The 17444-nt window shown below is 67.7% G+C and carries 13 protein-coding genes; 7 read left to right on the forward strand and 6 right to left on the reverse strand.

What is annotated here, in order from left to right; genetic code table 11:
• Positions 1 to 225: 225 nt before the first annotated feature.
• Positions 226 to 609, reverse strand: coding sequence for a GtrA family protein (locus tag ACYVBS_RS11520; RefSeq protein ID WP_460823773.1), 384 nt, complete (start codon positions 607 to 609; stop codon positions 226 to 228).
• The gene (locus ACYVBS_RS11525) at positions 606 to 2624 is read right to left on the reverse strand and encodes a hypothetical protein (RefSeq protein WP_460823774.1); all 2019 of its coding nucleotides are present in this window, start codon (positions 2622 to 2624) and stop codon (positions 606 to 608) included. The genes ACYVBS_RS11520 and ACYVBS_RS11525 overlap by 4 nt, the downstream gene beginning before the upstream one ends.
• A gap of 84 nt (positions 2625 to 2708) precedes the next feature.
• Between ACYVBS_RS11525 and glmU the strand changes: the two genes are divergently transcribed.
• The gene (gene glmU, locus ACYVBS_RS11530) at positions 2709 to 4079 is read left to right on the forward strand and encodes a bifunctional UDP-N-acetylglucosamine diphosphorylase/glucosamine-1-phosphate N-acetyltransferase GlmU (RefSeq protein WP_460823775.1); all 1371 of its coding nucleotides are present in this window, start codon (positions 2709 to 2711) and stop codon (positions 4077 to 4079) included.
• A gap of 68 nt (positions 4080 to 4147) precedes the next feature.
• Complete coding sequence (glmS, locus tag ACYVBS_RS11535; protein WP_460823776.1) at positions 4148 to 5980, forward strand: glutamine--fructose-6-phosphate transaminase (isomerizing); 1833 nt, start codon at positions 4148 to 4150, stop codon at positions 5978 to 5980.
• A gap of 88 nt (positions 5981 to 6068) precedes the next feature.
• On the opposite strand, the gene ACYVBS_RS11540 is transcribed toward glmS, so the two are convergent.
• On the reverse strand, positions 6069 to 6443 hold the full coding sequence (locus ACYVBS_RS11540; RefSeq protein WP_460823777.1) for a TfoX/Sxy family protein: 375 nt from the start codon (positions 6441 to 6443) through the stop codon (positions 6069 to 6071).
• Positions 6440 to 6925 (reverse strand): GAF domain-containing protein, encoded by a 486-nt coding sequence (locus ACYVBS_RS11545; protein ID WP_460823778.1) that lies wholly within the window; start codon positions 6923 to 6925, stop codon positions 6440 to 6442. Before ACYVBS_RS11545 ends, ACYVBS_RS11540 begins: the two co-directional genes overlap by 4 nt.
• Positions 6926 to 6988: 63 nt before the next feature.
• Between ACYVBS_RS11545 and bioD the strand changes: the two genes are divergently transcribed.
• The 3 genes from bioD to ACYVBS_RS11560 all read left to right on the forward strand — a co-directional run bounded on the left by bioD (position 6989) and on the right by ACYVBS_RS11560 (position 11999).
• Positions 6989 to 7663 (forward strand): dethiobiotin synthase, encoded by a 675-nt coding sequence (gene bioD, locus ACYVBS_RS11550; RefSeq protein WP_460823779.1) that lies wholly within the window; start codon positions 6989 to 6991, stop codon positions 7661 to 7663.
• A gap of 110 nt (positions 7664 to 7773) precedes the next feature.
• Positions 7774 to 8937: an efflux RND transporter periplasmic adaptor subunit gene (locus ACYVBS_RS11555; protein WP_460823780.1), complete on the forward strand. Its 1164-nt coding sequence runs from the start codon at positions 7774 to 7776 to the stop codon at positions 8935 to 8937.
• Between the two features lie 14 nt (positions 8938 to 8951).
• Complete coding sequence (locus ACYVBS_RS11560) at positions 8952 to 11999, forward strand: efflux RND transporter permease subunit (protein WP_460823781.1); 3048 nt, start codon at positions 8952 to 8954, stop codon at positions 11997 to 11999.
• A gap of 12 nt (positions 12000 to 12011) precedes the next feature.
• Here ACYVBS_RS11560 and ACYVBS_RS11565 read toward each other — a convergent pair whose 3' ends face one another.
• Positions 12012 to 14438: a bifunctional diguanylate cyclase/phosphodiesterase gene (locus ACYVBS_RS11565; RefSeq protein WP_460823783.1), complete on the reverse strand. Its 2427-nt coding sequence runs from the start codon at positions 14436 to 14438 to the stop codon at positions 12012 to 12014.
• Positions 14439 to 14639: 201 nt separating this feature from the next.
• On the opposite strand from ACYVBS_RS11565, the gene ACYVBS_RS11570 reads away from it, so the two are divergent.
• A complete protein-coding gene (locus tag ACYVBS_RS11570) occupies positions 14640 to 15419 on the forward strand; it encodes an EAL domain-containing protein (RefSeq protein WP_460823784.1) in 780 nt (259 codons plus the stop codon).
• 157 nt (positions 15420 to 15576) lie between these two features.
• Here the strand turns inward: ACYVBS_RS11570 and ACYVBS_RS11575 are convergent, their stop codons facing one another.
• A complete protein-coding gene (locus ACYVBS_RS11575; RefSeq protein WP_460823786.1) occupies positions 15577 to 15975 on the reverse strand; it encodes a phasin family protein in 399 nt (132 codons plus the stop codon).
• Between the two features lie 229 nt (positions 15976 to 16204).
• Between ACYVBS_RS11575 and ACYVBS_RS11580 the strand changes: the two genes are divergently transcribed.
• A complete protein-coding gene (locus ACYVBS_RS11580; protein ID WP_460823788.1) occupies positions 16205 to 17440 on the forward strand; it encodes an MgtC/SapB family protein in 1236 nt (411 codons plus the stop codon).
• Positions 17441 to 17444: the final 4 nt, after the last annotated feature.

Here is a 17444-nt window from a genome sequence, read left to right on the forward strand (position 1 = left end):
CTTGGGCCGGCGTTTTTTTTTGTTTGTGGTGATTGTGGCGTGGTTAGCCGGAGCGGGCCTGCGGGTGTGTTGCTACAGCGTTCCGTCCGCGCATCCTGCGCGGCGTCGCGCCCGCCGGCCATCCATGGCCGGCTCTTCCGCAACACACCCGCAGGCCCACTCCTCCCCAATGTCGCAAGGAGGTGGATGGAGGGAAAAGGCCCAAGCGCGGTGGCTAGGGTTGAGTCAGCGCTTGTAGATCCAGTGCCGCGAGGCGAAGAAGCCGACGACGGCCAGCGCTCCCTCCACGACGGGCTTCGCCACCCACGCCCATTTCAGCCCAAGCACGGCGTCGATGCTGCCGATCGCCCAGGTGCTCGCAACGGTGGTGCCGGTCCACAGCATCAGGAAGCGGACGAGTTGGCGCCGCCCGACGGCGGTCTCTTCGCTGGCAAAGGTGATCCGGCCATTGGCCCAGAATCCCAGGCTGGCACCGATGATCCGACCGGCGACGTTGGCCGCCTCCACCGGCAAACCCAGATGGCTGAGGCCGACCATCACGCTCCAGTCCAGCAGCCACTGGGCGATGCCAATGGCGAGGTAGTGGCCGCTCTGGCGGGTCAGGCTCATGGCGAAACCGTCGCCGCTTCTGGCGCGCGCGCAGGCAACTGCCACCATTCCGCCTCACCGGCGGCCATCCGGCGCTGTGCGCCTGCCCGCTGCAATCCGGCCCGCTGGGCGGCCGTAAGCTCGGTTGGGCGCAACACGACCTCGGTGATATCTTCGCGTACCAGCAGCGCGTGCCAAGCGCGACCAGTGGCGTCGTCCTCGGCGGCACGTGCCGTGGCCTCCATGCGCGGGGCATACCAGGTCGTCGTGCGCCCCAGCGTGCCGAATTCGGCGTAGGCCGGGGACGACGACAGGACCAGCACCGGCCCGTGTTCGGGCGCCTGTTCCCGGATGGCAGCGGCGATGACGCGCTCGGGCGCATAGCGCTGGAGCAGCGGTGCGTCCCGTCCCAACAGGCCGATGCTGCGCTTGACCGCACCGATATGCAGCACCCACTGAGCGTTGGCCTGGAAGGCCACGTTGAGCAGGCAGGTGCCGATCAGCACCCAACGCACGCGCTGCGATGGCAGGCTCGCGTGCAGCGCGGCCACCAGTGCCGGGAGCAGGAGGACCAGTCCCGGTTGGGCATAGCGCGCGTACTGCATGCCGGCCAGGGGCAGGAGCATCGCAGCCAGCGCACACGAGGCCAACGCGCGCGTGTGCCGCTGCACCAATGCAACCAGCGCAGCCCCGCCCAATGCGATGAGCACGAAGCCGAAGCCCCCGTCCCAGCCTTCCAGGTAACGGCTGGTCTGGAATGTCAGACCCCAACCTAGCGTCGCATCGAAACCGGCATGCCAGCGCGCGTCGCCAAAGTTGTAGGCGCCGAAATAGGGTGACCGGAAGACGCCGTTGAACAGTGGCAATACGGGATTGCCGGCGACCATCCACGCATAGACGTAGCTGGAAGCGCCGAGCGCGAGCGCCGAGGCGGCTGCAACCGGTACCCGCCAATCAGTAAGCGCCATGCGATGCCGCCAGCCCGCCCATGCCAACAATGGCAGCGCCGCCAGCGCGTGCAGCGGCTTGAGCGCCACCAACAGCCCGAACAGCAGCGCTCCCGCCCACAAACTGCGCCCCTTGAGGGACAGTGGCTGCATCACCAGTGACGCCAGCAGCACGGTCGTCGCCGTCGCGGCGGCCTCGGTCTGCATGCTCGCCAGCAGGGCCGGAACCAGCGGCAGGCTCGCGAAGAGGGCGAGGGTGGCCCAGCGCAGTGCGACCGGCAGGCCGAGGGCAGAGGCCAGGCGCCACAGGCCGGCACAGGTCAGCAGCAGCCAACCGGCATTGAGCGGCCCGCGCGCTTCGGCGTGGGCGAGCAATTGGGCGATGCCATTGAGCACGTCGCCGGCCCAGGGCGCCATCGTCCAGACCTGATGGGTTGGATCGAGCGCGTACCGTCCGGTGGTCATCAGCTGCCACGGCAGGCCCAAGTGATAAGCCAAGTCGTCGTGCTGCATCGTCGGCAGCCACGTGCCGGCGGAGGCAAGCCCCAGCGCGAGCACGCTCCAGGTCGCGGCGCGTGGCGTTTCCGCAGCGTCCGCTTTCCACGCCGACGCCAGCATGCGTGACTGTGTCGCCAGTGAGCGGCGGCGCCAGACCAGCAGGGCCAGCAACAGCGGCCCCCAACTCCAGGCATAGTGCACCGGCAAAGGCAGCAGCCAGCCGCCCACGCACGCGAACACCGCCACGCCGCTGGCGCATGCGATCGCAGGGTCGCCGTCGCCGACCAGCCAGGCACCCAGTGTCATAGCCGCCGCCAGGATCACCACCGCGGCCAGAACGGGGAGCGGCCCCGTCATCGCCACCAGGGCGGCGCCCCAGACCACCAGCAGGGCCGTGGCGCGCGGCCATTGGCGCCAGCGTGAAAGCGTCCACGCAAGGAGGCTGGCAAGCCCAGCGAGCAGAAGGGTTTCGCCAAACCGAGCGGCGGGCAGCGCCTGCCACAGGCGGTGCGCGAACAGGCCGGCGACGCAGGCGCCCGCGCCCGCCCACACCAGTGCTTCGGTGGCCCATCTTGGCCGGGCAAGGGTCATCGTGGATTCCATGGCCGCGGCATCGTAGCAGGCGGTCGGCCGTTAGAATGTCCGTTCTGTCCCGTTCCGATTCCCGGAGTACGCATGTCCGCACCGTTGCACGTCGTCATCCTCGCCGCCGGCGAAGGCAAGCGCATGAAGTCGGCGATCCCGAAGGTGCTGCAGAAGGTGGCGGGCAGGCCGATGCTCGGTCACGTGATCGACACCGCGCGTGCGTTGCAGCCGGCCGGCATCCACGTCGTGTACGGACATGGGGGCGACCAGGTGCGCGATGCCTTTGCCGCCGACACCGATTTGCACTGGAGCGAGCAGGCGCAGCGCTTGGGCACCGGGCACGCCGTGCAGCAGGCCATGCCCGGGGTGCCGCTGGATGCGCGCGTGCTGGTGTTGTACGGCGACGTGCCGCTGATCTCCGCTGACACGTTGCAGCGTCTGCTGAACGCGCCGGGCCGGCTCGCCGTGCTGGTCGCCGACCTCGACGACCCAACCGGCTACGGCCGGATCGTGCGCGACGCGGAAGGTCGCGTTGGGGCGGTCATCGAGCACAAGGACGCCACCCACGAGCAGCGCGAGATCCGCACCGTGAACACCGGCATCCTCGCGGCGGACGGCGAGCCGTTGCGCCGTTGGCTGACCAGCCTGGGTAACGACAATGCACAGGGGGAGTATTACCTGACCGATATTTTCGCCGCGGCAGCCACCGAATTCAGCGCGGCGGAAATGGTGCACGTGGCCGAGCCCATCGAAGTGGAAGGGGCCAACGACCCCTGGCAGCTGGCCCAGTTGGAGCGTGCCTACCAGTTGCGCCAGGCGCGTGCGCTGAGCGTCGCCGGCGTGCGCCTGGTGGATCCGGCGCGCCTGGACGTGCGTGGCGTGGTCCGCACGGGCCAGGACGTGGAGATCGATGCGAACGTGGTGCTGGAGGGCGCGGTCGAGCTTGGCGATGGCGTGCGCATCGGTCCGTTCTGCCGGCTCAAGGACGTGAAGCTGGGGCCCGGCACCGAGGTCCGCGCGCACTGCGACCTCGACGGCGTGGTGGTGGAGGGCGCCGCGAGCATCGGTCCGTTCGCGCGCTTGCGCCCGGGTACCGTGCTGGCCGATGGCGTGCACATCGGCAACTTCGTCGAGACCAAGAACGCGCGACTGGGTGTCGCCAGCAAGGCCAACCACCTGACCTACCTGGGCGACGCGGTGATCGGCAGCAAGGTCAATGTCGGCGCGGGCACCATCACCTGCAACTACGACGGCGTGAACAAGTCCACCACTATCATCGAGGACGGCGCCTTCATCGGTTCCAACAGCTCGCTGGTGGCGCCGGTTACGGTCGGCCGCGAGGCCACCCTGGCCGCCGGCACCGTGCTCACCCGAAACGCCCCGGCGGGCCAGCTGACCTTGGCCCGCGCCCGTCAATCCACCGTGGAAGGCTGGAAGCGGCCTGAGAAAAAACCGCGCTGAAGCGCAATCTGGGAAGTGGCAAGGGGCGCGCTAGAATGGCGCATCCTTACCTTGGAAACTGCCCCACCATGTGCGGAATTGTTGGTGCGATTGCCGGCCGTGACATCGTCCCCGTCCTGGTCGAAGGCCTGAAGCGACTTGAGTACCGCGGCTACGATTCCGCGGGCATCGCCGTGCTCGACCACGGCGACGTGCGCCGCGTGCGCCGCACCGGCCGCGTGGCCGAGATGGAAGCCGCCGCCAATGCCGAGGGCTTCCACGCCCAGCTGGGCATCGGCCACACCCGTTGGGCCACCCACGGCGGCGTCACCGAGGCCAACGCCCATCCGCACGTGAGCTTTGGCGAACTGGCGGTGGTGCATAACGGCATCATCGAGAATCACGACACGCAGCGTGAGCGCCTCAAGGCGCTGGGCTACGCGTTCGAGTCGCAGACCGACACCGAGGTGATCGCGCACCTGGTGCACTACCACCAGCAGCAGGGCCTGGACCTGCTCGCCGCGGTGCAGGCCGCCGCGCGCGAACTGCACGGTGCCTACGCCATCGCGGTGGTCAGCAAGCGCGAACCGGAGCGCCTGGTGTGTGCGCGCATGGGGTGCCCGCTGCTGGTCGGCCTCGGCGACGGCGAGAACTTCGTGGCCAGCGACGTATCGGCCATCGTGCAGGCCACCCGCCGCGTGATCTTCCTCGAAGAGGGCGACACGGCCGACGTCACCCGCGCCGGCGTGCGTGTGTTCGACGCCAGCGGCGCGCAGGTCACCCGCGACGAGCATCTGTCCGACGTGTCGCTCGCCTCGCTGGAGCTGGGGCCGTACCGGCACTTCATGCAGAAGGAAATCCACGAGCAGCCGCGCGCGATCAGCGACACCATCGAGCAGGTCATCGCTAACAACGGTTTCGTGCCGCAGCTGTTCGGCGCCAATGCCGAAGCCATGCTGCGGGACATCGAAGGCGTGCAGATCCTCGCCTGCGGCACCAGTTACTACGCGGGGCTGACCGCGCGTTACTGGATCGAGGCCATTGCCGGCCTGCCATGCTCGGTGGAGATCGCCAGCGAGTACCGCTACCGCGCCGCCGTGGCCAACCCGAAGCACCTGGTGGTGACGATTTCGCAGTCGGGCGAAACGCTGGACACGATGGAGGCGCTGAAATACGCCAAGTCGCTGGGGCACGACCGCACGCTTTCGATCTGCAACGTGCCGGAAAGCGCCATTCCCCGTGCCAGTGCGCTGGTCTACTACACCCGCGCCGGCGCCGAGATCGGCGTGGCTTCGACCAAGGCCTTCACTACCCAGCTGGTGGCGTTGTTCACCCTGACCTGCACCCTGGCCAAGCTTCGTGGCCGTTTGAATGACGAGCAGGAAACGACCTACCTCGACGACCTGCGCCAGCTGCCGGGCAGCGTGCAGCACGCGCTCAACCTGGAGCCGCAGGTGCAGGTGTGGTCGGAACGTTTCGCACCGAAGCAGCATGCGCTGTTCCTGGGGCGTGGCGTTCACTACCCGATCGCGCTGGAAGGCGCGCTCAAGCTCAAGGAAATCTCCTACATCCACGCCGAGGCGTACCCGGCCGGCGAGCTCAAGCACGGCCCGCTGGCGCTGGTCGACGAGGCGATGCCGGTGGTGGTGATCGCGCCCAACGACACGCTGCTGGAGAAGGTCAAGTCGAACATCCAGGAAGTGCGCGCGCGTGGCGGCGAGATGTTCGTGTTCGCCGACCTGGACAGCCAGTTCGGCGAGTCCGAGCAGGTGCACGTGATCCGCACCCCGCGCCACGTGGGCGTGCTGTCGCCGATCGTGCATGCGATCCCGGTGCAACTGCTGGCCTACCACGCCGCGCTGGCGAGAGGTACCGACGTGGACAAGCCGCGCAACCTGGCCAAGAGCGTCACCGTGGAATAAGCGCGGCGCGCTGCTCCAGACGAGAAAAGCCCGCGCAATGCGGGCTTTTCTCATGGCACCGGAGCGGCGTGGAATTGCATCCTCGGACTCAGTCCGCGTCGGCTTCCGCGTCCGACTCCCCCACGGGCTCGTGCATGTCCGCGCCGTCGCCGTGGTGTACGGTGGTGGTTACCGGCGACGCCGCGGGACGGTAGCGGGGCGGCGGCAACAGCGCGATCGCAGCTTCCGCCTCGGCCACGAGCTGCTGTCGGCGTGGTTCGGGCACTTCCTGCCAGTGGCATTCCAGCAGCGCGCCCTCGATCGCGTACAGCAGGTTGAGCGTCGGCTTGAAGCCCGCGCGCTTGACCCGCATGAAGGCCTCCACCGTGCCCACCGCGGCGATGTCGTCCTGCGTGCGCAGACCCACCTGGCGCAGCCATGCGGCGGACTTAGGGCCGATGTTCCGCAGCTTCTCGGTGCTCAAGTGATCGACTCCACGAAAACCCGGGCGATGGCCTCCAGGCCGGTCTGGTCGTCCGCGGAAAAGCGGTTGAGCTCGGGGCTGTCCAGGTCGAAGACGCCGATCAGCGTCCCGTCGGCGGCCACCAGCGGCACGACCAGTTCCGAGCGCGAGGCCGAGTCGCAGGCGATGTGGCCGGGAAATGCCTCGACGTCATCCACGCGCTGGGTCTGCCGCGTCCGCGCCGCCGCGCCGCACACGCCCTTGTCCAGCGGGATGCGCACGCAGGCCGGCAGCCCCTGGAAGGGACCCACCACCAGTTCCGTGCCGTCGAAGAAATAGAAACCCGCCCAGTTCAGTCCGGGCAGCGCATTGAAGACGAGGGCCGACAGGTTGGCGGCATTGGCGATGCGGTCGCGCTCGCCATACACGAGTGCGCGGGCCTGCTCGGCCAGCTGTGCGTACTGCTCGGGCTTGCTGCCGCTTAAACTCTGCGTGGTGAACATCGTGATGATTCTCCCTGTCTTGGAGTCTAGCAGTCCCGCAACACCTGCCGGGGGCGGTCGATGATGCCCTTCGCACGCCTGTTCGTCACCGGTACCGATACCGGGATCGGCAAGTCAGTGGCCAGTGCGGCGTTGCTGCATGCCCTGCGCCGCGACGGGGGCACGGCCGTGGGCATGAAGCCGGTGGCCAGCGGCTGCGAGCGCTTGGCCGAGGGGTGGCGCAACGAGGACGCCTTGCTGCTGCAGGCGGCCAGCGCGCCGCGCCCTGCCTACGACGACGTGAATCCGTTTGCCCTGCCGCAGCCGTTGGCACCGGAACTGGCCGCCGCCGATGCCGGCGTCAGCCTTGCCTTGGAGCCGATCCAGGCCGCCTTCACGCGCCTGCAAGCCCAGGCCGATCGGGTGGTGGTCGAGGGCGTGGGCGGATGGCTGGCGCCGCTTTCGGCCACGTTGGACCAGATCGACGTGGTCCGTGCGCTGGATCTGCAGGTGGTCATGGTGGTGGGGTTGCGCCTGGGCTGCATCAACCATGCGCGGCTGACCCAGCAGGCCATCGAGGCGTCGGGGGCGCGGTTGCTGGGCTGGATCGCCAACGACATCGACCCGGCCATGGCGTGCGCCGATGAGAACTTCGCGATCCTCCAGCGCCACCTGGCCGCCCCTTGCTGGGGGCGGCTGCCATACACGCTGCCCGTAGCGCCCGAGCGGCTGGCCCGCTTCCTCACGCTTCCGCGTTGACCGGCAGGTGGGTCGGACCCGCCCGATGGACCACAAGACTAATGGCACGGGCGTGCTGGCGGTCCGAAGTTAGACTGGCAAGTTCATGAAATCCTCGTGCGAGGCTCAGGATGCGCCACACCGTTCTCTTTTCCGCAATTCTCGTCGCCGCGCTGTCGCTGAGCGCATGCGGTGGCAAACAGGAACAGGGCGGCGCCGGTGCAGGGGGCCCGCCAGGTGGCATGCAACTGCCGGTGGAGACCGTCACGCTGCAGCCACAAGTCCTGCAGGGCGGCCTGCAAACGGTGGGCAGCCTGCGCGCGGATGAGTCCGTGGTGGTGCGGCCGGAAGTCGGTGGGCGCGTCACCCGCATCCACTTCACCGAAGGCGGTCGCGTGACCGCCGGGCAGCCGCTGTTCACGCTGGACGGCAGTCTGGCCCAGGCCAGCCTCAACGAGGCCGCGGCCAACCTGGAGAACAGCCGCCGCGCCGTGGCGCGCGCCGAACAGCTCAGCGGTCAGAAGCTGATCGCCCAGTCCGACCTGGACAAGGCACGCGCGCAGTTTGGCGTCGACCAGGCGCGCGTGGCGTCGGCGCGCACCGCGCTGTCGAAGATGACCCTGCGTGCGCCGTTCTCCGGGCAGGTGGGCCTGCGCAACGTCAGCGTCGGCGAGTTCGTCAACGTCGGCCAGGACCTGGTCACGCTGGTCAAGCTCGACCCGATCGAGGTCGACTTCAGCGTCCCCGAGACCGCGCTGACCCAGTTGCGCAACGGACAGAAGATCAACATCACCGTCGATGCGTTCGCGGGCGACGCGTTCGGCGGGCAGGTGGTGGCCATCGACCCGGTGATCGACCCCAACAGCCGCAGCGCCAAGCTGCGCGCGCAGATCCCCAATCCCGATTTCCGCCTGCGCCCCGGCCAGTTTGCCAAGTTGCAGCTCGACACCGGCACGGGCAACGCCCAGGCGCTGATGGTGCCCGAGCAGGCGCTGATGCAGGACGGCGACACGCGCTTCGTCTACATCGTGGTGGACGGCAAGGCCAAGAAGACCACGGTCAGGACCGGCACCCGCACGCCGGGCCTGGTGCAGGTGGTGGAAGGGCTGAAGGCCGGCGATGTGGTGATCACCGCGGGCCAGGCCAAGCCGATGATGCACGACGGCATGGCGGTGATGTCGCTGCCGCCGCAAGGCGCGGGCGATGGCAAGCCCGCTGCAGGCGGGGCGAAGGCGCCTGCTGCCAAGGGTGAGCCCGCCAAGGCCGACGCGACCAAACCCGCCAACGGCGGTTGAGGGAGGCGCGCCCCATGGTCCTCTCCGACATCTCCATCCGCCGCCCGGTCTTCGCGACGGTGATCAACCTGGTGGTGCTGCTGATCGGCATCATCGCCTATGACCGCCTCGCGGTGCGGTTGATTCCCAACGTGGACACGCCGGTGGTCACCGTCAACACCAGCTACCCGGGCGCGAGCGCGCAGGTGATCGAATCGCAGATCACCCAGCCGATCGAGGACGCGCTCTCCGGCGTAGAGGGCATCGAGTACATCAGCTCGGTCAGCCGCGAGCAGTCCAGCCAGGTCACGATCCGCTTCCGCCTGGACCGCGACCCGGACGGCGCCGCGTCCGACGTGCGCGACCGCGTCGGCCAGGCGCGCGACTTCCTGCCCGAGGAGGCCAACGAGCCGATCGTGCAGAAGCAGGAGGCCGACGCGCAGCCGATCATCTGGATGGCGTTCTCGTCCGACCGGCACAGCAAGACCGAGCTCGCCGACCTCGCTGACCGCCTGGTCAAGGACCGCGTGCAGACCATTCCCGGCGTGGCGCAGGCGCAGGTGTTTGGCGTGCGTTACGCGATGCGCGTGTGGCTGAACCCGCAGCGCCTGGCCGGCTTCGGGCTGACCCCGGCCGACGTGGAGAGCGCACTGCGCGCGCAGAACGCGGAAATCCCGGCCGGGCGCGTGGAAGGCAGCACCCGTGAATTCACCGTGTTGTCGGAGACCGACCTGCGCACGGCCGAGCAGTTCGGCGAGGTGATCCTGGGCAGCAGTGGCGGGTACCTGGTGCGTCTCAAGGACGTGGCCAAGGTGGAGTTGGGCTCGCAGGAGGACCGCTTCCGCGCGCGCTTCAACGGCGTCGACGCCGTGCCGCTGGGCGTGGTCAAGCAGGCGGTGGCCAACCCGCTGGAGATCTCCGAGGCATTGAAGACGATGCTGCCTCAGATCCAGCGCACGCTGCCCGCGGGCGTAAAGGTCAACATCGCGTACGACTCCACCATCTTCATCGAAAAGTCGATCGAGGAGGTCTACAAGACCGTCGGTGAGGCGGTATTGCTGGTCATCCTCGTCATCTTCCTGTTCCTGCGCAGCTGGCGCGCCACGCTGATCCCGCTGGTGACCATCCCGGTGTCGCTGGTGGGTGCGTTCGCGCTGATGTACGCCTTCGGCTTCACCATCAACACGCTGACCCTGCTGGCCATGGTACTCGCCATCGGCCTGGTGGTGGACGACGCGATCGTGATGCTGGAGAACATCTTCCGCCACGTGGAAGAGGGCATGCCGCCGTTCGAGGCCGCGCTGAAGGGCAGCAAGGAAATTGGCTTCGCGATCATCGCGATGACCCTGACGCTGGTGGCGGTGTACGTGCCGCTCGCGTTCTCCACCGGCCGCACCGGCAAGCTGTTCGTCGAGTTCGCGCTGACCCTGGCAGGCGCCGTGCTGGTGTCGGGCTTCACCGCGCTGACCCTGTCGCCGATGATGTCGTCCAAGCTGCTGAAGCATGAGAAGAAGCACGGCCGCTTCTACGATGCCGGTGAAAAGGTGCTGCGCGGAATCGACAACACCTACCGTGCAGTGCTGAAGCGCGCCTTGTCGTTGAAGGTGATCGTCACCGGCATCGGCGTGGCGATCCTCGCGGCGGCCATCGGGCTGTTCATGCTGCTGCCGCGCGAACTGGCGCCGCAGGAGGACCAGGGCCTGGTGATCGGCTTTGGCATCGCGCCCGAAGGTTCCACCGTGGAGTACACCGACAAGTACGCCCGGGTGATGGAGGGCATGTTTTCCAAGGTGCCGGAAGTGGACCGCTACTTCCAGATTGTCGGCTTCCCGTCGATCACCCAGACCATTGGCTTCGTCGGCCTGGTGGACTGGGATCAGCGCACGCGCAAGTCGGCCGAAGTGCAGGGCCAACTGTTCCCGCAGTTCATGGGCATTCCCGGGGTGATGGCGTTCCCGGTGTTGCCGCCGCCGCTGGGCCAGCAGGGCTTTGGCCAGCCGGTGAGCTTCGTGGTGCAGAGCACGGGCACGTGGGAGGACCTCGGCGCCACGGTGCAGAAGCTGATGGCCAAGATGGCCGAGAACCCCAAGCTGACCAATCCCGACACCGACCTCAAGCTGGACAAGCCGCAGCTGAAGATCGACGTCAACCGCGACAAGGTGGCGGCGGTGGGCAGCAACGTGGCCACGGTGGGCCGCACGCTGGAGACTTTGCTGGGCGGACGCAACGTCACCCGCTTCAAGATGGGCAGCGAACAGTACGACGTCATCGTGCAGACCGACGATGCCAACCGCCGCGTGCCCGGGGACCTGAGCAACATCTTCGTGCGCGCCGGCGATGGGCAGATGGTGCAGCTGTCCAACCTGGTGGACGTGCGGGAAACCGTGGCAGCGAAGGAGTTGAACCACTTCAACAAGCTTCGCTCGGCCACGATCAGCGCAGGTCTCGCACCCGGCTATTCCATGGGCGAGGCACTGACGTGGATGGAGGGCGCGTTGAAGGAAGTGGCGCCCGAGGCGCAGTACGACCTGTCCGGACAGAGCCGCGAATTCCGCGAATCCTCCAGCGACTTCGCGCTGATCTTCGGCTTGGCGCTGGCCTTCATCTTCTTGGTGCTGGCCGCGCAGTTCGAGAGCTGGGTCGACCCGCTGGTGATCCTGCTGGCGGTGCCGCTGGCCGCGTTCGGTGCCTTCCTTGCGCTCAAGCTGAGCGGTGGCAGCTGGAACATCTACTCGCAGATCGGCATCGTCACCCTGGTGGGCCTGATCGCCAAGCACGGCATCCTGATCGTGGAGTTCGCCAACCAGTTGCAGGAGCAGGGCCGCAGCAAGCTGGATGCGGTGATCGAAGCGTCTGCGTTGCGCCTGCGTCCGATCCTGATGACCACCGGTGCGATGGTGTTGGGCTCGGTGCCGCTGGCCATTGCCACGGGCGCGGGCGCGGAAGCGCGCAACCAGATCGGCTGGGTGATCGTCGGCGGCATGGGCATCGGCACGCTCTTCACCTTGTTCGTGGTGCCGGTGATGTACCTGCTGATTGGCCGGAACCAGCAGAAACGCGGGACGCCCAAGCCAGCGGCCTGAGCGGCGTCGCCTTCAGGCAGGCACCGCTTTGTGCAAGCGTTGCAGATAGGCTCGGGCGTCGTACGCCTCAAGCGGCCGCGCAAACAGGTAGCCCTGGCCTTCGGTGCATCCGTTGGCCCGCAGCCACTCGCACTGCTGTTCGGTCTCCACGCCCTCGGCGACGGACAGCTTGTCCAGGGTCTGGGTCATGGCCAGGATCGCGCGCAGCAACGCTTCGCCCGAGGGCGTGCCGATCCGACGCACGAACGCGACGTCGATCTTGATCGTGGTGAACGGCAGCGATTGGAGGTAGGCGAGCGAAGAGTAGCCGGTGCCGAAGTCATCGAGCGCCAGGGTCGAACCCACGGCTTCGAGCTGAGCCAGGCGGGGCAGGGCCCAGTCGAGGTTCTCCATCGCCGCGGTCTCGGTAATTTCGAGCTCCAGTGAGCTGGGCGGTAGGCCATGGGTGGTGAGGCATTCGCGCAGGAAGTCCGGCAAGGGCACATCGGCGAGCTGCCGCACCGACAGGTTGATCGCCATGGTGACGCTGCCCAGGTCGTGCGCGCGTTCCCATTCGGCGGTCTGGCGAACGACTTCGTTCAGCGCCCAACGCCCAAGTTCAAGGATGAAGCCGGTCTCCTCTGCCACCGGGATGAACTCCGCCGGCGGGATGTCGCCCTCGGGTGCCCGCCAGCGCAGCAGCGCTTCGAAACCGGCCAGACGATCGCCATCCAGCCTCACACGAGGCTGGTACACCATTCGAAATTCCGCGTTGGCCAGCGCCTCGGGCATTCGGCCCGCCAGCTCGATCCAGCGCTTGCTGCGCTGGTGATGGGTCGGGTCGAACTCCAGGACATCGACATGGCCCTGCTGCTTGGCCATGGACACCGCGGCTTCGCAGTGCTGCATTATCTCCAGGCTGCTATCGGCAGGACCGGAGAAGCGACAGTAGCCGCCGGTTGCGGTGATTTGCAGGTGCAGTTCGTCCGTCAATTCAAACGGCGCCGACAGCATCGCCACGATCTCGCGCGCACGGGCGAGCCCCGATTGTGAATCGTTGGAGACGAACACGAAGGCGTCGCCTCCGAATCGTGCCACGTACTCGCCGTGGCGCATGTTGCCGCGCAGCCGGTCCGCGGCGGCCACCAGCAGGCGGTCTCCCGTCTCGCGCCCCAACGCGCTATTGATCCGGGCGACCTTGTTCAGGTCCACCATGAGCACGCCGCCCTGCGCGCCCGCCTGGATCCGGGCCGCCAGTTCGGCCTCAAGCGCGTGCCGGTTGGGCAGGCCGGTCAATTCGTCATTCGTCGCCAGCCACTCCAGCCGGATCATCTGCTTGACCCGATCGGTCGCGTCCCTGATGAACGCCACGGTGCAGGGTGCGCCGTTCCAGGTGGTCGGTGACAGAGCGATGTCGGCGAAGAATCGCCCTCCGTCGCGACGCAGGGCCTGCAGGTGGGTGACCGGACTCATGGCGCGTACCTTCCGGTCGCTCGCATAACCCGCGCGCCGCAGGAGATGCTCCTGCCGCTGCTCGACCGGGATCAGGTCCTCCACCGTGAGTGTGGCCAGCTCGTCAGGCTGAGCGCCGAACAGGATGCGCGCGGCGTCGTTGTGCGCCAGGATGCGGCCATCATCCCCGACCACGATGACGCCATCGGGCGCGCCAACGATGAGTGCGGCCAAGCGGCGCGCCGTGTCCTCGTGGGAGCGCTTCTCCGACCGCAGCTGGTTGTAGGGTTCGACGACCTGGGTGTGAAGTATCGCCAGTGCGAAGTAGCCCGTGCCGATCATCTTGTAGACATGGCCGAGCGTGCTGTCGAGCGCCGAGGGCACCGTGTACATGGCGAAGAACACCTCGCCCGCGGTGAGGACGAACAGGCCGCAGGCGACCAGGTCCGACCTCACGACCGGGCGCACTTGCAGCACGCGCAAGCCGAGGATGGCATAGGAGGCCAGGATCACCAGCTCCATGCCGATCTTGAACGGCGACAGCCCTTGCCCTGGGACATACAGCGTTGGCGCCCACGCAGGCATCCACGTGCCAAGCCCAACCGCCAGGGCGGTGTAGGGGAGGAATAGCCACGTCAGTGGCCCATACCAGTGCCGTGGGAGCAGCATCACGGCGAGCGTCAGCGAAACCGCCAAGCGGGCACCCAGCCAGAAGGCCAGGCTGGGTTCCAGGCCCCGCGCGCCGAAGTACCCCGACATGCCGGGGTACGTAATGGTGTGCAGCAGGTCGAGCAAGGCGACCGCCAGAAAGCCGACCGCCACGAGCCTGACGCGGGGGTTGTCGCCCGTGCGGATCAGCGCCGTGACCGAGACGACCAGGCTCATCGCGATGGCCAGCGTCTCCAGAAGGGTGTGCCAACCGCTGTAGTCCGGCATGGGGTGGTCGACGCCGGGCATCCCCAGGACGACCAGCAACACGACCGCCGCAACGAGCAGCCCGCCGGTCACGGCATATGCCAATCGACTGGAGTATTCCCGCACCGGCTCGGGCGTGGAGGCCCAATGCTCCGCGTGAAGCGACGGGCTTAATGCAGGGTCAGGCTGAAGTCGATTCATGGCCGTAGTGTAGGCACATGAATGCCCGTGCGTGGGGGGCACGCAGCGGGCTTTCCGCGGTCAGGTATGCTCGGTGCCGGCCAACAATGCCCCATGCGCGGAGAGACGGTGCACATCGACAACAAGGCGAAGGGGTGCGGCCAGTGCCGCGACGCCGAGCCCCTGGCATTTGAGTTCAGCTACGCCTTCCAGCCCATCGTCGATGTCACGACCCGGTCGGTGTTCGCCCACGAGGCCCTGGTGCGTGGCGTCGCCGGGGAGGGGGCCGCCGGTGTTCTGTCGCGTGTCACCGACGACAACCGCTACCAGTTCGACCAGGCCTGCCGCCGCCGGGCGATCGAGATTGCCGCGCATCTGGGCATGCAGAGCGCGCTCTCGATCAACTTCCTGCCCAATGCCATCTATCGCCCGGAGCTGTGCATCCGGTCGACGCTGACTGCGGCGCAAGAGCACGGGTTCCCGGTCGAGCGGATCATCTTTGAGACGGTCGAAGGCGAGCAGGTGAACGACGGCAAATGGCTGGCGGAGATCCTGCGCGAATACCAGCGCATCGGCTTCCTGACCGCCATCGACGACTTTGGCGCGGGGTTTGCCGGCCTCAACCTGCTGGCAGACTTCCAGCCGGACATCGTCAAGCTGGACATGGGCCTGGTGCGCGACATCGACCTGCATCCCGCGCGCCGCGCGATCGTGTCCGGGGTGTTCTCCATGTGCCAGGAACTGGGGATCCGGGTCATTGCCGAAGGCGTGGAGCGCGACGACGAAGCGCGCTGCCTCCACGACGTGGGCATCACCCTGATGCAGGGCTACTACTTCAGCAAGCCGGCTTTTGAGCGCGTGGTGGCCACCCAGGACATTGCATGGCCACGGTAAGAGGTGCCAGCGTTCGGCGTGTTGCGGATCCGCGACGGCGATCGTGAGGACGCGCCCGGATGACGCCCAGCCGGCCCGCCGCATCCGAGCAATAAAAAACACCCGGCCGCGGGTGCGGCCGGGTGCGGAGTTTCCAGCGGGGACTGGAGAGAGAGGGTTACTTCGCCTTCGGCGCAGCGGCCTTGACCGCCTTCTCGACGCTGGCTTCGGCCTTCTTGGCGGCCGCTTCAAACTGGGACTTGGCGATCTGGCCGATGGCCTCGTTGGCCTTCACGGTGCGGTCGAGCACTTCCTGCGAAGCGGCGACAGCGCGCTCCACGTTCTCGCGGGCCACCTGCACGCCCTTCGGGAACAGGGTCTTGGCGGCGTCGAGGTCGCGGGCTTCGGTGACTTCGCCAATGAAGGCGAAGGTGGCGTTGGCGCGCTCTTCCAACACCGAGAGCTGCAGGCCGAACACGGCCTCGGCGTTCTCCAGGGCGATGCGGTTGATCTGGGCTGCCGTGTCCGCGAACTGGCGCGTGGCGGCGGCAAACTGTTCGTTGAACTGCTGGTACATGGCAGGAGCTCCGGAATCGCCGGCAGGGATTGCCGGTTTGTGCGGTGCAGCATATCGCCCTGTTTTGTGCGTTGCAACAATAAATTCCTGAATAGGGGCGGGAGGTTAGGTTCCGGTTCAAGGAAACCGATGGGTCCGGCTGGTCACATCGGGCTTCCCTGCCGGGTTGGCGAGGAAGTCCCCGCCCTGCCGCCTTGGCTTAGGATGGATCGGTAGAACCGGAGTGGCGATGGACTGGAACGAAGTCTTGAGGGGGCTGCTGACGGCCTTGGGCGTGGGGCTGCTGATCGGCGTGGTGCGCGAGCGTCATTACGGGCCCAGCGTGAGCAAGGCGGGCCTTCGAACGCACGCCCTGGTGGCCCTGCTGGGTGCGGTGGCGATGGGCCTGGGCATGCCTGCGTTCATTGCCCTGCTGCTGATCGTGGGCGCATACGCCATTGCCGGGTACTGGAACAGCCACCGCGATGATCCCGGCCTCACCGGCGAGGTGGCGCTGCTGGTATCGGCCATGCTCGGCGCGTTGGCGCGGCAGGAGCCGGCGCTGGCCGCGGGTCTTGGCGTGGTGGCGGCGATTCTGTTGCAGGCCAAGCAGCCACTGCAGCGCCTGACCCGCGAGCTGATCAGCGAGCGCGAGGTCCAGGATGCGTTGCTGCTGGCCGCCGCGGCGCTGGTGGTGATGCCCTTGCTGCCGGACCGACCCCTGGACCCGTGGGGCGTGCTGCAGCCGCGGATGCTGTGGCGCATCGTGGTTCTGGTGATGGCAGTGGGCATGCTCGGCCACATCGCGCTGCGCGCAGTGGGCGCGCGCTGGGGATTGCCCGTGGCGGGCTTCTTTTCAGGTTTCGCGTCGTCGACGGCTGCGGTGGCCGGCTTCGGGCGACGTGCGGCGGACAACCCGAAGCTGGTGGCACCGGCCGGTGCGGCTGCGCTGCTGGCCAACCTGGCGTCGCTGCTGTTGTTCGTGGCCGTGGTCGGCACGGTGGCCCCGGCGCTGTTGGTGGCGACGGCATGGCCCCTGGTGGCGGCGGCACTGGGGCTGCTCGCCTTCGCCGCGTTGGGACTGCATCGGGCCGACCATGTGGACGGACTGCCGGATGAGCCCCAGCCCCGCGCCTTCCACCTGACACATGCACTATTGATCGCGGCCGTGATTGCCGTGGTGCTGCTGGTCTCGGCGTGGTTGCGACAGATCTTCGGCGACGCCGGGGCGCTGGTGGCGGCCACGTTGGTGGCCTTGGCGGAAATCCACGCGGCGGCGGCGAGCATTGCGCAGCTGACGGCGACTGGCGGCCTGCCGATCGAACACGCGCGTTGGGGCGTGGTGGCGCTGCTGGCCGCCGGATCAATCGCGAAAATCGTGCTGGCGTTGCTGAGCGGTGGTTGGCGTTACGGGCGCTACGTTGGCGCGGGCCTGGTGGCCATGGCCGGCGCCGCGGCCGTCATGACCGCCCTTACCCAGCCCTAGGTCC

Source organism: Lysobacter olei (genome assembly GCF_054777355.1).